The 15063-nt window shown below is 73.3% G+C and carries 12 protein-coding genes; all 12 read left to right on the plus strand.

Annotated elements, in window-relative coordinates; all coding sequences use genetic code 11:
- The first annotated feature begins 50 nt into the window (after positions 1 to 50).
- A complete protein-coding gene (gene ruvX, locus ABZ783_RS26645; RefSeq protein WP_357442607.1) occupies positions 51 to 512 on the plus strand; it encodes a Holliday junction resolvase RuvX in 462 nt (153 codons plus the stop codon).
- Positions 509 to 1732, plus strand: coding sequence for an endolytic transglycosylase MltG (mltG, locus tag ABZ783_RS26650; protein ID WP_357442609.1), 1224 nt, complete (start codon positions 509 to 511; stop codon positions 1730 to 1732). The genes ruvX and mltG overlap by 4 nt, the downstream gene beginning before the upstream one ends.
- Positions 1729 to 2538, plus strand: a complete 810-nt coding sequence (locus tag ABZ783_RS26655; protein WP_357442611.1) for a shikimate dehydrogenase — start codon at positions 1729 to 1731, stop codon at positions 2536 to 2538. The genes mltG and ABZ783_RS26655 overlap by 4 nt, the downstream gene beginning before the upstream one ends.
- Before the next feature lie 87 nt (positions 2539 to 2625).
- Positions 2626 to 3528 (plus strand): glycoside hydrolase family 16 protein, encoded by a 903-nt coding sequence (locus ABZ783_RS26660; protein WP_357442613.1) that lies wholly within the window; start codon positions 2626 to 2628, stop codon positions 3526 to 3528.
- Positions 3529 to 3633: 105 nt separating this feature from the next.
- Positions 3634 to 4869: a hypothetical protein gene (locus ABZ783_RS26665; protein WP_357442615.1), complete on the plus strand. Its 1236-nt coding sequence runs from the start codon at positions 3634 to 3636 to the stop codon at positions 4867 to 4869.
- A gap of 299 nt (positions 4870 to 5168) precedes the next feature.
- On the plus strand, positions 5169 to 6002 hold the full coding sequence (locus tag ABZ783_RS26670; RefSeq protein WP_357442617.1) for a phosphatase PAP2 family protein: 834 nt from the start codon (positions 5169 to 5171) through the stop codon (positions 6000 to 6002).
- Positions 6003 to 6087: 85 nt separating this feature from the next.
- Positions 6088 to 7035, plus strand: coding sequence for a glycosyltransferase (locus ABZ783_RS26675; protein ID WP_357442619.1), 948 nt, complete (start codon positions 6088 to 6090; stop codon positions 7033 to 7035).
- A 220-nt stretch (positions 7036 to 7255) separates the two neighbouring features.
- Positions 7256 to 9169 (plus strand): delta-60 repeat domain-containing protein, encoded by a 1914-nt coding sequence (locus ABZ783_RS26680; RefSeq protein WP_357442621.1) that lies wholly within the window; start codon positions 7256 to 7258, stop codon positions 9167 to 9169.
- Between the two features lie 175 nt (positions 9170 to 9344).
- Complete coding sequence (locus ABZ783_RS26685; protein WP_357442623.1) at positions 9345 to 10973, plus strand: lipopolysaccharide biosynthesis protein; 1629 nt, start codon at positions 9345 to 9347, stop codon at positions 10971 to 10973.
- Positions 10966 to 11913, plus strand: a complete 948-nt coding sequence (locus tag ABZ783_RS26690; protein WP_357442625.1) for a glycosyltransferase family A protein — start codon at positions 10966 to 10968, stop codon at positions 11911 to 11913. Before ABZ783_RS26685 ends, ABZ783_RS26690 begins: the two co-directional genes overlap by 8 nt.
- Positions 11914 to 11986: 73 nt before the next feature.
- On the plus strand, positions 11987 to 13528 hold the full coding sequence (locus tag ABZ783_RS26695) for an O-antigen ligase family protein (protein WP_357442627.1): 1542 nt from the start codon (positions 11987 to 11989) through the stop codon (positions 13526 to 13528).
- Positions 13525 to 15063 (plus strand): polysaccharide biosynthesis C-terminal domain-containing protein, encoded by a 1539-nt coding sequence (locus ABZ783_RS26700; protein ID WP_357442629.1) that lies wholly within the window; start codon positions 13525 to 13527, stop codon positions 15061 to 15063. Before ABZ783_RS26695 ends, ABZ783_RS26700 begins: the two co-directional genes overlap by 4 nt.

The raw sequence follows: 15063 nt of genomic DNA on the forward strand, positions 1-15063 counted from the left end.
CGGACCGAACGGTCCGCCCTGACCCGTACCGGCGGGAAGGTGTCCGGTAGATGGCTGAACCGACCCGGGGGGTTCGACTTGGGGTGGATGTCGGGCAGGTCCGGGTGGGGGTGGCCCGGTCGGATCCGCACGGCATCCTGGCCACCCCGCTGGTCACCCTCGCCCGTGACCTGACCGCGGCGCCGGACGCGGTACCGACCGACATGGCCGAGCTGGTCCGGCTCGCCGCGGAGCACGAGGCGGTCGAGATCGTCGTCGGGCTGCCGGTCAACCTCGCCGGAAAGCATGGCCCGGCGGCGCTGAACGTATCGGCGTACGCTGCCCGTTTGGCTGATGTAATGGGGCCGATTCCGGTGACGCTGACGGACGAGAGGATGTCGACCGTGGTCGCGAGTCGTAGGCTGGCCGAACGGGGCGTCCGGGGAAAGCGCCAACGGGCGGTGGTCGATCAGGCCGCCGCGGTGGAGATTCTGCAGAGCTGGCTGGACGCACAGCGGAGGCGGACGCAATGATCGACGACCTTGACGTGGTGTTCGACGAGCAGGAGAGGGGGGAGAAGGGCCGGCACCGGCGCAGCGCGGTACGGAAGCGCAACGGCGGCTCGCGCGGCGGCCGGGGCAAGACGGTCTTCGCCCTCCTGATGGCGCTCGTGCTGCTGGGCGGCATCGGCGGCGGCGCCTACGTCGGTTTCGACCGGATCCGCAGCTACCTCGTCACCCCCGACTACGACGGCCCGGGCTCCGGCGAGGTGCTGGTGCAGGTCAAGGCCGGCGACACGCTCACCGACATCGGCAACACCCTCTACGACGCCGGGGTCGTGAAGAGCACCAAGGCGTTCATCGAGGCCGCCGAGGCGAACTCGCGCAGCAAGAACATCCAGGTCGGCAGCTACAAGGTCCGCAAGCAGATGAAGGCCGCCGACGTGGTCACCCTGCTGCTCGACCCGAAGAGCCGGGTGGTCAACGGGGTGACCATCCCCGAGGGCATGATCAGCCTGGCAATCTACGACCTGCTCTCGAAGCAGACCAAGATCCCGGTCGCCGAGTTCAAGAAGGCCGCGGCGGACCCGGCCAAGCTGGGCGTGCCGGACTTCTGGTTCAAGCGCGGCGACGGCAAGAAGGGTACGAAGAGCATCGAGGGCTTCCTCTACCCGTCCACCTACGAGATCCCGCCGAAGGCCACCGCCGAGCAGATCCTGTCGATGATGGTGGAGCAGTTCCTCACCGTCACCCAAAAGCTCGACTTCGTCGATCGGGTGCAGAAGGAGCGGCAGATCTCCCCGTACGAGGCGCTGATCACCGCCTCGATCGCCCAGGCCGAGTCGGTGCACAACAAGGACCTGCCGAAGGTGGCCCGGGTGATCTACAACCGGGTCTACACCGACAAGTACCACTGCCACTGCCTGGAAATCGACAGCGCGATCAACTACTGGCTGCGGCTGCAGGGCAAGGACCCGAAGGACTCCGACATCCTCAAGCGGTCGGAGATCAACGACCCGAAGAACCCGTACCGCACCCACGGCGTGGACGGCCTCACGATCACTCCGATCGGCAACCCCGGCGAGGAGGCGCTCAAGGGCGCGCTGGACCCGCCGCCGGGTGACTGGATCTACTTCATGACCGTCGACAAAGAGGGCACGATGGGCTACGGCTCCAACGACGCTGAATATGTGCAGCTCAAGAAGACGATGTGCCAGAACAAGGTGCTGACCGGGGAGAACTGCCGATTTTGAGGGCAGCCGTCGTCGGTAAGCCGATCGCCCATTCGCTCTCCCCGGTGATCCACGAGGCCGGGTACGCGGCGGCCGGGCTGACCGGGTGGTCGTACACCCGGATCGAGTGCGCGGCCGACGAGCTGGCCGGCCTGGTCGCGGGCCTGGGCCCGGAGTGGGCCGGGCTGTCGGTGACCATGCCGGGCAAGGAGGCGGCGCTCGCGGTGGCCGACGAAGCCTCTCCGGTCGCCGCCGCCGTGGGTGCCGCCAACACCCTGGTACGCCGCCCCGACGGCACCTGGTACGCGGACAACACCGACGTCACCGGCATGGTCGACGTGCTGACCACGGCCGGCTGCGCGGCCGGCGCCACGGTGACCGTGCTCGGCGCGGGCGGCACCGCCCGGGCGGCGATCGCGGCGGCGGCCCGGATCGGCGCGGCCGACGTGACCGTGGTGGCCCGCCGGCCGGAGGCGATCGACGAGTTGCGCCCGGTGGCCCGCGCGGTCGGGGTGCCCCTGGCCGGCGCCGACTGGGACGGCGCCCCGGCGCACGCCCGCGCCGATCTGGTGATCTCGACCGTGCCGAAGGGGGTGGCCGACCCGCTCGCCGGGCACTTCGACTGGCGGCCGGGGTCCGTCTTCTTCGACGCGCTCTACGATCCCTGGCCCACCCCGCTCGCCACGGCCGCGCTCGCCGCCGGCTGCCGGGTGGTCTCCGGGCTGGACCTGTTGCTGGCCCAGGCGGTCGACCAGTTCGTGCAGTTCACCGGCGTCGAAGCGCCGGTAGACGCGATGCGTGCGGCGCTGGCTGCGGCACGCGTCTGATTCCGGCCGGGCGCCCGACCGGCACGACCGGAGTGCGACAGGTCGATACGCTGCTGCGGCAACCCTTCGCCGAACCAGGGAGTGCTTGTGACCGGGCACCCGCCCCAGCACGACCGTCCGGCCGTCCGCGGATCCCGCCGACCCGTGGTGCTCGGCGTCCTCGGTGCCGCCCTGGTCGCTGGCCTCGTCGCCCTGGCGCTGCCCCGGGTCGCCGCCGAGGTGATGCCGGCGGCCCGTCCGTCCGCGCCGGCCTCGGCTGACCGCCACGTTACGGACGTACCGGGCTGGCGGCTGGTCTGGTCGGACGAGTTCGACGGTTCGACGGTCGACCGGGCCAGGTGGAACGTCCGGAACGGCGAGGCGCGCGACATCGACCTCGGCTGCAACGTCGACGACGCGGAGAACGTGATCGTCTCGGGCGGCGTGCTGACCCTCCGGGCGCAGCGGAAGACCACGGCGTGCGGCTCGCAGCTCCGGCAGTACACCGAGAGCTACCTGGACACCATCGGCAAGGCCTCGTTCCGCTACGGACGCTTCGAGGTGCGCGCCGAGTCCCCGAACGGGCCGAGCGACTCGCAGGGGCTGTGGCCGGCGTTCTGGCTGCGGCCGGACGACGGCGGCAAGGGTGAGATCGACGTGGTCGAGCTGCCCGGCGGTGCGGCGTACCACCGGGCCGCCACCCAGGCCATCTTCTACGACTACACCCCGGTCAAGCAGGACCAGCGCTGGGAGTTCCCGAGCGGGCACCCGGGCGATGGCTTCCACACCTACACCACCGAGTGGGAGCCCGGGGTGATCCGCTGGTACATCGACGGCCGGCAGGTCTGGCAGCGGGACCGCGGCACCACGCCGTGGTTCGACGAGGCCTTCGACAAGCCGTTCAACCTGCGGCTGAACTTCCAGGTCGGGGGCTGGCTGGGCCGTCCCGACGCGGCCACCCGTTTTCCGGCCGACTTCCGGGTCGACTACGTGCGCGTCTGGCAGCGCTGACCGTCAACACCGGCCGCCCCGCCCGTCGGCCGGACCGTTGCCCGTCGCCAATATCGTGACCGCCAGCGTGCCGGGGCGCAGGGCTGGCACAGGGGAGGACATGACGTGGTGGAGGACCCACGGATCCGCCAGGACGGCCTCGGCTGGGTGAGCCGGGCGATCTTCGGGGAGGCGCGGCTGTGGCTCGGGGTCGGCCCCGGCTCCGCGGTGCCGCCCCCGGGACACCGGGTCGTCGCCCGGTACGCCGTGGTGCCCTCGATGGAGCGGGCCAAGTTCCTGCTGCCGTTGCCGTCCCGCCGGGTCGGGGCGGCGTCGACGCTGGCGTACAACGCGCTGCGGCCGCCCCGGGTCCGCGTCAACCGGTTCGCCGTCGGCGTGCTGGCCGGTCTCGGGGCCACCCAGCTGGCTCGGATGCCGGTGCTGACCGTCGCCGTCCCGGCCACCGCCGATCCCGCCGAGCTGCTGCTCACCGCGTACCTCGCCCGGATCGAGGGCCGCCCCCTGCACGCCGCGATCGGCATCCGCCCACCCGATCCGCACCACAAGCCGACGCTGCAGCTCTTCGACGGCCGGGGCGCCGCGCGGGCGTACGCGAAGGTCGGCTGGAACGAGGCGACCCGGGCGATGGTCCGCGCGGAGGCCGACGCGCTGCGGGAGTTGCCGCGGGGCGCGGGTGAGTTTCCCGAGGTGCCCCGGCTGCTGCGGGAGCTCGCCTGGGGTGACCTGGCGGTGACCCTGGTCGAGCCGATGCCCGCCGGCGTGCGCCGGCTGGCCCGCCCGGAACGGCCGGAGGTGGCCGCGATGCTCGCGGTCGCCCGGCGCGGCGGCCCGCCGGCCGCGCCCCGGCCGCTGGCCGACTCGCCGTTCCTGGCCGACCTCACCGCACGTGCCGGACGCGCCGGCGGGCCGGTCGTCCCGGCGCTGGCGGCCCTCGCCGACCGGGACGGGACGACCACATTGGAGTTCGGCCACTGGCACGGCGACTGGGTGCCCTGGAACCTCGGCACCCACCGGGGCCGCCTCTTCGCCTGGGACTGGGAGAACAGCGGCACCGGGCGGCCGGTCGGCTTCGACCTCGCCCACCAGGCGTTCCAGAGTGCACTGTCGCTGCGTGGCCGGCCGGTCGCCGAGGCGGCGGGCGAGATGACAGCGGTGCTGGAACGGTACGGCGCCGTCTTTGGTCTCGACCCGGCGCGCCGTCGCCTGGTCGCCGACGTCTACCTCGTCGAGTTGTGGCTGCGCACCGCGGAACTCGCCGCCGGGGGCGGCGGCTGGAGCAGCAAACTGCACCCCACCCTGCTGCACCTGCTCGCCGACCGGTTGGGGCTGCCGCGAGACTGAGCCGGTCGGTGCCCGTTGTCGGGGAGGCGACTGGAATACGGGAAAAAACACCACAGAGCCGTCGCCCTCGCTACCGCCGGCGAGGAAGCTCCACTAGGGTGTCAGCACTCGATCACCACGTGTCACTTGGTGGCGGGTTCGATCCGGCCCGGGTGGCGTGGGGCGCCCCTGGGCCGTGGGCACGGGGAGGTCCGGCCGGTGGCTGGCATGGCAGAGGGCGTGCGGCGGCGGGCACGCGTCGCGCGGCCCGGGACGGGCGCCGATTCGCCCGCCCGGCGGCCCGACGGCGGTGACCGCCGGTGATCCTGATCTACGTCTGCGGGGTGCTTGCCGTACTCGTGCCGGCGATCCTCGTTCCGTGGCTGGCCAGCCGCTGGGCCCCGGCCGTGGCGGGAAGCCGGGCGGCCGGGCGGCTGCGCGTCGCCGTCGCCGGTCTCACCGCCGCCTTCGGCCGGCTCGGCGCCGCCGTGGTCGTGCTGCTCGCCGGCTCGGCCGCGGTCGTCGCCGTCTGCTGGCCGCTGGGCGAGGCCCTGTCCCGGCTCGAACCCCACGTCGACCATCCGGTGTTCGAGTACGTGCACGCGCGGCGGGTCGACGGGTGGGCCGAGGTCAACTCGTTCGTCACCGCGATCGGTGACCGGTACCCGCTCAAGTGGGTCACCGTGGTCGCCGCCCTCGTCCTCGCCGTCGCCTGGCGGCGTCGGCGCTGGTGGATCCCGCTTGTCGCGCTGCCGCTGCAGTTCGTCGTGGAGCAGTACACCCAGGAGATCCTCAAGCTGGTGGTCGACCGGGGCCACCCGCCGACCGACCTGGGCACCTATCCGTCCGGCGGTTGCGCGCGGGTGCTGATGACCTTCGGCACGATCCTGGTGCTGGCCGCGCTCACCTGGCGGATGCCCCGCCGGGTCCGCGTCACCCTGGCCACCGCGCTGGCGATGCTGGTCACCGTGGAGGGCTACACCCGCGTCTACGCCGAGAAGCACTGGCTCACGGACGTCGTCGGCGGCTGGATCTTCGGCTCTCTGCTCACCGGCGTGATGGTGCTCGCCGTCCTGGTGGCGGAAGGGCGGTTCCGGTCCCCGGAGCGGTCCACCGCCCCGGCCCCGCGCCACGACGTCACGATCGGCACCTGACCCGAGCCCGGGCCGCCCGTGACCTCCTCCCGCGGTGGCCCGGAACCGCCCTGCCGCGACCCTTCGAACGGAAGTTGGGCAAGACGTGACCACCCTTCTCGTCGCCTCCACCGGTGGGCATCTCGCCGAGCTGTACGACCTGCGGCCGAGGCTGGGCCTGCGGGAGGACTGCGTCTGGGCGACCTTCGACTCGCCGCAGAGCCGTTCCCTCCTGGAGGATCAGGAGGTCATCCACATCCCGCCCGCGACCACCCGGGACGCCATGGGAGCGGCGCGCAACCTGCTGGCCGCCCGACGGGTGCTGCGCGGCGGCCGGTTCACCCGGGTGGTCAGCACCGGCGCCAGCGTGGCCATGTCCTTCTTCGTGCCCGCCAGCCGGCGCGGGCTCGCCTGCCACTACATCGAGAGCGCGACCCGCACGGAAGGCCCCTCGCTCACCGGCCAGTTGGTCGCCTGGGTGCCCCGCACCCGGCTCTACACCCAGTACCCGGGCTGGGCGGACGAGCGGTGGCGGTACGGCGGCACCGTCTTCGACGGCTACCGCACCAGTCGCCTCGCCACCCCGCGGCCGGTGTCCCGGGTGGTCGTCGCCCTCGGCACTCACCAGCACTTCGGCTTCCCCCGGCTACTGGCCCGACTGGTCGAGGTGCTGCCGCCGGAGGTGGAGGTGCTGTGGCAGGTCGGGTCCACCCGGATCCCCCAGCTGCCGGCCGGTGCGCGCCCGCAGGTCCCGTACGCGGAGATGCAGCAGGCGATGCGGGAGGCCGACGTGGTGGTGACCCACGCTGGGGTGGGCTCGGCGCTGGCCGCGATGCGGGCCGGCCGCCGGGCCGTCTACGTGCCGCGCCGGCGCTGCCACGACGAGCACGTCGACGACCATCAGGTCGAGCTGGCCTGGGATCTGGACCGCCGCGGCCTGGTCCTGGCCCGGGAAGCCGACGCCGTGACGTTCGAGGACCTGACGGAGGCGGCATCGTGGACGGTCGAGGCGAGCGGTGCCGTCGCGCCGTTTCAGTGGACGGACCCGGCGTGAGGCCACTTTGGCCGGACCACCTCGTGTCCGCCTCCGCCGGTCGACAACCGAGCCACGTCCACACCGGAGATCCGGGACGCGACTCGTACGTCGGAACCGGACCGAGCCGGTGACCGGGCGGACCGGTCGGTTGATGGTGCCGAATGTCCGTTTCCAGCAAGCTAGTCGTGTTCTCACTACCTCATTGGGGGCGCCAGTGCTTCACAGAACGTCTCGACCGGTGTGGCGGTGGCTCGCCGTGCTCGCCGCGCCGGTGCTCGCCGTCGGGCTGCTCGCCGCGCCAGCCCGCGCGGCGGGCCTCACGCCGGTCACCAGCACGCTCACGTCGGCGAATCCGGCGGACGAAACCCCGCACGCCCAGAACGGCGACACCAAGGCGTTCGCCGAGATCGGCACCACCGTGTACGTCGGCGGATCGTTCACCTCCGTGAAGGCGGCGGGCGGCGCATGGACCACCCGCAACTACCTCTTCGCGTACGACCGCACCACGGGCGCGCTGAAGACCGGCTTCAACCCGGTGCTGGACGGCGCCGTGCACGCCCTGGCGGTCAGCCCCGACGGCAAGCTCATCGTCGGCGGCGCCTTCGTGAACGTGAACGGGGTCAGCCGCAAGAACCTGGTCGAGCTGGACCCGACCAGCGGCGCGACCGTGGCCAGCTGGGCCGGGCGCAGCGACGGCGGTCTCGTCCGGCGCACCATTGTGGTCGGCACCAAGCTCTACATCGCCGGCGCGTTCCACTGGGTCAACGGCACCCAGCACTCGCTGCTCGCCCGACTGGACGCCACCACCGGCGCGATCGACCCGACCTTCCAGATCGACGCCAGCGTGGCCCGGGCCAGCAGCGAGCTGGTCTGGGGCCTGGCGGTGTCGCCGGACGGCCGGACCCTGGTGGCGGTCGGCAACTTCACCCAGGTCAACGGGCAGGCCCGTAACCAGGTCGTGGTGGTCGACCTGGCCGGCACCCCGGCCGTGGCGAACTGGAGCACCCAGCGGTACGTGGCGCCCTGCTACGACTGGTCGTTCCCGTTCTACGCCCGGGACGTCGACTTCTCCGACGACGGCACGTACTTCGTCATCATCGCCGACGGCGGACGGGGCGACGGGGCGTACTGCGACGCGATCGCCCGGTTCGAGACCGTGGATCGGGGCGCCGGCATCGACGCCACCTGGGTCAACTACACCGGCACCGACTCGGTGACCTCGGTCGAGGTCACCGACAACGTGGTCTACGTGGGCGGGCACTTCCGCTGGCTGAACAACGCCAACGGCAACGACTCGGCCGGTGCCGGCGCGATCAACCGGTTCGGCCTGGGCGCGCTGGACCCGATCAACGGCATGCCGCTGGTCTGGAACCCGGGCCGCTCGGGCGCCCCGGCGGGCACCACCACCTGGGGCCCGATCATGTGGGAGCTGTGGCGCGGCAGCACCGGCCTGTACGCCGGCTTCGACTCCGACGGCGTCGGCAACGAGTACCACGGCCGGATGGGCCTGTTCCCGCTGGCCGGCGGGCGTACGGTGGCGGCGGTCAACGCCCCGTCCGCCGCGTCGGGCTTCCTCTACGTCTCCTCCGCCAACGGGCAGGCGACCAAGGTCCCGTTCGACGGCACCACGCTCGGCACCCCGGTCAGCGCCAGCCAGCCGAACCTCACCGCTGCCGGCGCGTCCTTCTCGATCGGCAACAAGGTCTACTGGTCGAAGACCGATGCGAGCGCGCCGAGCGGCAGCTACCTCGAGGTGTCGATCTTCTCGGGCGGTGCGGTGGGCGCGCCTTGGGTGAGCAGCGGATACAACGACTGGTTCAACGCGGCGGCGATGACCGGGGCGTTCTATCTCGACGGCCGGATGTACTACACCAAGTCCGGTACGAACCGGCTGTTCTACCGGTATCTGGAGCCGGACGGCTACATCGTCGGCTGCACCGAGTTCACCCTGCCCAGCACCGGCCTGTCCTGGGGTGGGGTGCGCGGCCTGGCCTGGGTCAGCGGCAAGCTCGTCTACGGCAATCAGGACGGCTCGCTGCGCGCGGTGCCGTTCGACGGGACGGCCGTCGACGGCGCCGCCTCGGTCCAGCTCGCGGCGGCGGGCGGCGGCGTGAACTGGTCGAGCAGGACGCTCTTTTTCGCCACCTCCTGACGGTCCGATCCGACCGGGCGGTCCCGCCACCCTCGTGGGATGGCGGACCGCCCGGGGCGGCTCGGGCCGCACTGCCGCAACCGGCACCCGGCCGGTGACAATGAGACGGTCACCCGGGTGGTCCCGCTCCGGCCCGAGGCGGTTACCCATTCCTCATCGCGCAAGGACCTGACTGATGGACGTGACCGACGTCGCTCCCGCCCGACAGAACCCGGTCGGCCTCGTCGAGCTGGCCCGGGTTCCGCTCCGGCGGTGGCGGACCATGCTCGGCGTGGCGGCGGCGGTGCAGCTGGCCGTGCTGCTCTACCTGTTCGTGCTGCCGGCGACGTACACCGCGACGACGGCCGTGGTGATCCGCCCGGTGGTCACCGACCCGTTCTCGGTGCCCTCCGGTGGCGCCGATCGCGCGGTGAACATGACGGCCGAGAGCGGCATCGCGACCAGCAACGACGTCATCGACAAGGTCGCCGCCATCACCGGCCGGGACACCAAGGAGGTGGCCGATGCGCTGGAGGTGGAGACCCCGGTCGGCGGCCAGGTGATGCGCTTCAACTACGCCGCGCACAGCGAGCGGGAGGCGGTCCAGGGTGCCAATGGGGCGGGCCAGGCGTACCTGGACCTGCGCCGGGGCATCTACGAGAACCAGCGCGCGGCGGTGCTGAAGTCGTACGACGACACGATCGCGGTGGTCACGGCGCAGCGCACCACCACGCAGCGATCCCTGCCGAGCCAGGCCGCGGACAGCCCGTCGCCGCGCACCAGCGCCCTGCTGGACCAGCTGCGGGCGCTGAACGACCAGCTCGCCACGCTCGCCGAGCAGCGGTCCAAGATCGCCTCTGCGGACCTCAGCCCCGGGTCGATCACGAGCGCGGCCCGCGAGCCGATCCCGTCCAGCCGGGACGCCGCGCCGGTGATCCTCGTCGCGGGCCTGCTCGGCGGCTTGCTGCTCGGCGCGCTGGTGGCCTTCGCGCGGGAATCCCTGGACCGACGGCTGCGCACCACGGCCGAGGCGGTGGCGGCGATCGGTGCGCCGCTGCTGGGCACGGTCCGCCGCAACCGCGGCGGGCAGCCCGACGAGTCGGACCTGCGGTACCTCGCGCTCGCGCTGGCCCGCTGGGTGGACGGCCCGCACCGCGGCCCGCTGGTGCTGCTGTCCTCGTCGGCGAACGACGGACGCGAGCAGGTGACCGGTGGGCTGGCCGCCACGCTCGCCGGCGCCGGACACGAGGTGCAGCTCGGCGTCACGCCGGAGAGCCTGGACCGGATCCGGCCGTTGATGCTGGACGCACAGCGCCGCAATCCGCCGGTGGAGCCGGCGCGCGTCATCCGGCAGCGGCAGCCGGCGACCGCACCGGCGGCGGCTGCCGGCGGCACCGCCGGACCCGACGACACGGCCGTCATCCCCGCCGTGCGGAAGCCGCGCCCCTACCCGACCGCGGACGGGCCGAACAGCGGGGTGTACAGGTCCGCCACCAACGAGGAGAAGACCCAGGCCATCCCCGCCAGCCGGCCCGCGGCGGCCGGCGCGGGCAGCCGGAACGACGGGCAGGAGCTGCGGATCGGCTCCGGCACGGTCCGGCTGGTCGAGTTGCACGCCCTGCCCGGGGACGGCCTCACGGTGCTCGACGCACCGCCCGCGCTGCACGACGAGCGGGGCGTGCGGGCCGCCCGGGAGGGCCGCGCGGTGGTGGTGGCGGCCCGGGACCGGACCCGCATCGCCGAGCTGGTCCGCCTGGTCGAGCGGCTGCGTGCGGTGGGCGTGGAGCCGTTCGGATTCGTACTGACGGGAGATGGGCGTGACTGACCACGACCAGCCGGCCGTCCGGGCGGGCGGGGTGTACCCGCCGGTGACCGTGGTGGTGGCCACCCGGGACCGCCCGGGGCTGTTGGAGCGAGCCGTCCGTGCGGTGCTCGAACAGGACTATCCCGGGCCGGTGGAATGCCTGGTCGTCTACGACCACACCGACATCCGCCCGCTGGACCTGCCGGTGCCGGGCGGCCGGGCACTTCGCTACGTCAACAACACCCACTCGCGGGGCCTGCCGGGTGGCCGCAACACCGGCGCGGAGGAGGCGGCCCACGACCTGCTGGCCTTCTGCGACGACGACGACCACTGGCTGCCGGGCAAGCTGCGCCGCCAGGCGGAGCTGCTGGCCGTCCGGCCGGACGCCGCCGCGATCAGCTGCGGCATCCGGCTGGACGGCCCGGGCATCGCCAAGGAACGGCGGCTCGACGCCACCGAGGTGACCCTGTCCGACTTCGTCGAGGACCGGATCATGGAGGTGCACTCCAGCACCATCCTGCTGCCGCGCTCCACCTGGGACGCCGTCGGCCCGGTCGACGAGGACCTGCCCGGCGGCTACGGCGAGGACTACGAGTGGCTGTTGCGGATCGCCGCGCACGGTCCGGTGGTCATCGTGCCTGAGGTCCTGGTGGTGGTGGACTGGCATGGGGGTTCGTTCTTCTTCGGCCGCTGGGCGATGATCGTCGAGGCGACCCGATACCTCATCGACAAGCACCCCGAACTGGCCCGCAGCCGGACCGGGCTGGCCCGGCTGCACGGGCAGATCGCCTTCGCCCTCGCCTCCGGGCGGTGCCGCCGGGAGGCGGTCCGGGAGTTGGGCCGGGTGCTCCGGCTCAACCCGCGCGAGAAGCGAGTCCTGGTGACCGTCCCCGTGGTGCTCGGCCTGCTGTCCGGCGAGCGGGTCCTCCGGCTGGCCCAGCGGACGGGACGGGGTGTCTGACCGGGCGGCCGGGACCCTCCCGCCGGTGAGCGCCTCGCGACCGGCGGGCGGCGGCGCGTCCGGGTCGCGGCTTATGCCTGCCGCGCCGCTGCCGGTCTGGCCGCTGACCCTGATGTTCGCCCTGATGCCGCTGTGGTGGGCGCTCGGCGCGTTCTATCTCGGCTGGTCGGTGCTCGGCGTGGTGCTGCTCGCCCTGCTCGTCGCGCGCGGTCGCGTCCCGCTGCCCGCCGGCACCGCCTGCTGGCTGCTGTTCCTCGCCCTGGTGCTGCTCAGCGCCAGCCGGCTGGACCGGGCCACCGCCTACCTCACCTTCGGGCTGCGCTTCGGCTTCCTGGTGACCGCCCTGATCGTCGGCGTGTACGTGCACACCCTGGTGCGGGAGGGCGCCGCCTGGGAGCGGGTGCTGCGCCCGCTGGGCTGGTACTGGCTCGGCATCGTGGCGCTGGGCTGGCTGGCCGTGCTGGCCCCCACCTTCGCGCTGACCACCCCGGTGGAGCTGGCGCTGCCGCACGCCGTCAGCGGGCAGCGGTACATCCAGGCGCTGACCCACGTGCGGCTCAACGAGTTCAACCCGGTCTCCCGGGCACCGATCTACCGCACGGCCGCGCCGTACCCGTACACGAACAACTGGGGCACCGCGTACGCCCTGCTGGTGCCGTGCGTGCTGGCGTACCTGACCTCGGTGCGCACCGGCCGGTTCCGGCGGGCGCTCTGGCTCTCGCTGCCGCTGTCGGTGGTGCCGGCGTTCCTGACGCTCAACCGCGGCATGTTCCTCGGCCTCGGCGCCGGCCTGCTCTACCTCGCCCTGCGTGCGCTGCTCCGGGGCAACGCCCGCCTCATCCTCTCCATCGCCGGGCTGGTGTTGCTGGTCTGGATCGTCAGCCTCGTGGTCCCGGTCCAGGACATGATCAACGCACGGGTCAGCACCACCGACACCAACGTCGACCGGATGGACCTGTACCTGCGTACCTGGCAGGCGGTCGAGCGTTCGCCGCTGCTCGGCTACGGCGCGCCGAAGAGCGTCGACACCACGCTGGCCGAGGAGCCACTCGGCACCCAGGGGCTGATCTGGCAGATCCTCTACAGCCACGGCATCCCGGCGCTGTTCGTCTTCCTGTCCTGGCTGCTGCTGGCCGCCCGGCGGCTGGCCGCTGCGGTGTCGCCGGCCGGCTTCTGGCTGAGCACGGTCCCGGTAATCGCCCTGGTGGTCATTCCGGTGTACGCGTACATCGACCCGAACCTGTCTGTGATCTTCTTCGCCGTCGGCGCCGGGCTGGCCGCGGTCGCCGGGCCGGTCAACCGGGCCGCGCTCGGCCCGTCCGCCATGTCCCGCCCGGTGCCGTTGCGGTCGTGGCGGACCAGGGGCTTCGGCCGGGCGGCGGTGCCAGGCCGGCGGAAGCCGTCCGCACGGGCCGGGGTGGCCACCGTGCCGCTGCGTACCGCCGCCTCGGTGCCCGGCCCGGCAACCGGCGCGCCCGACCCGGTGGCCGAACACGCGCCGGCGCCGGTCGTGCCAGAGCCCCGGGCGCCGGCCGACCCGGTCGTTTCGCCACCGCCCACCACCGTCGCGGATCGTCCGGCGCCCGAGGCGCCACGGCAGGGAGGGACGCCGTGACCGGTACGACGGCCGTGCCGGGCGCGCCCGCGACCGTCGGCGAGCGGGAGGTCCGCCGCGGCACGCGCAGCGGGATGGTCGGACTGGCCGGGGCCGCCGTCAACGGCCTGCTCGGTTTCGTGCTGACCGTGGTGATCGTCCGCGGACTCGGACCCGCCGGCTCCGGTGCGATGTTCACCGCGATCGGCATCGTCACCGTCCTGGGTGCGCTCTGCTGTGCGGGCGCGGACACGGCGCTGGTCTGGGCCCTGCCCCGGCGCACGGCGGGCCGAACCGGCGACGCGGCCCGCCTGTTGCCGGTCGCGCTGTCGCCGGCGCTGCTGTTCACCGTCGGTGTGGCGGCGGCCGGCGTCGCCCTGTCCGGGCTGCTCGCGCCGGTGTTCTTCGATCCCGGCACGACCGGGGGCGAGGAGTTGCTCCGGCTGGCCTTCGCCGGCCTGCCGTTCGTGGTGGCGATGACCCTGCTGCTCGCCGCCGTCCGCGCGGTCCGCCCGGTCGCGGCCCTGGTCGCCGTGCAGTACGTCCTGCTGCCCGCCGCCCGTCCCGCGCTGGTGCTCGCCGCGGTCGCCGCCGGGGCGGGGGTGACCGCCGTCTTCGCCGGCTGGCTCGCCCCGGTGCTGCTGGCCGGGCTGGTCGGCGCGGCGCTGCTGGTCCGCCCGCTCGGCCTCGCTGCCGGTGCTGCGCTGCGCCCGGTCGGCGAGGACTGGCGCACGCTCTGGGGATTCGCCCTGCCCCGGGCTGCGTCGGCGGCCATCGACGCCAGCAGCATGTGGCTCACCGTGCTGCTCACCGCCGCCCTCGCCGACCAGGCCGAGGCCGGCGTGATCGGCGCGGTCGGCCGGTACGCCCTCGCCGGGCTGCTCGTCATGCAGGGCCTGCGGGTGGCCGTCGCGCCGCAGCTGTCCCGGTTGCTCGGGCAGGGCCGCCGGGTCGAGGCGGTCCTGGTCTACCGGCGGATCACCAGCTGGATCATCGCGCTGTCCTGGCCGGGGTACCTGCTGCTGGCGATATTCGCCCCGGGTTTCCTGTGGCTGTTCGGCGCGGAGTTCACCGCCGGCGCGTCCGCCATGGCGGTCCTCGCGGGCGCCATGATGGTCAACTCCGGCACCGGCATCGTGCAGACCCTGCTGCTGATGAGCGGCAGCAGCCGGCGGCACCTGCTCGCCGCTGCAGCCGGCCTGGTGTTCAACGTCGGGCTGGCCCTGGTGCTGATTCCGCCCCACGGTGCGCTTGGCGCGGCGGCGGCCTGGACGGCCGGCATCGTGGTGGAGAACGTGATCGCCACGGCGGCCGCCCGCCGGGTCGTCGGTGAGCCGCTGATCACGCGGGAGGTGCTGCGCGCGGCGGTCGTCGCCGCGCCGGGCACCGCCGTCGTGGCCGGGACGGGGGCGGCGGTCGCCGGTCGGGGCGTGGCCGGCCTGTTCCTCACCCTCGGGGTGGTGGCGCTGCTCGCGGTCGCGCTGCTGCTGCACCCCAAGGTACGCCGGCGGATGCGCACCACCGTGCCCACCCTGTTGGGGCGGCCACCCCGATGA

The organism is Micromonospora sp. NPDC047738 (genome assembly GCF_040642675.1).
Lineage (GTDB): Bacteria > Actinomycetota > Actinomycetes > Mycobacteriales > Micromonosporaceae > Micromonospora.

Bases quoted from the DNA above. Each gene is read 5' to 3' on its own strand.
- mltG (WP_357442609.1), top strand. From the start codon at position 509: ATGATCGACGACCTTGACGTGGTGTTCGACGAGCAGGAGAGGGGGGAG.
- ABZ783_RS26685 (WP_357442623.1), top strand. From the start codon at position 9,345: ATGGACGTGACCGACGTCGCTCCCGCCCGACAGAACCCGGTCGGCCTC.
- ruvX (WP_357442607.1), top strand. From the start codon at position 51: ATGGCTGAACCGACCCGGGGGGTTCGACTTGGGGTGGATGTCGGGCAG.
- ABZ783_RS26695 (WP_357442627.1), top strand. From the start codon at position 11,987: ATGCCTGCCGCGCCGCTGCCGGTCTGGCCGCTGACCCTGATGTTCGCC.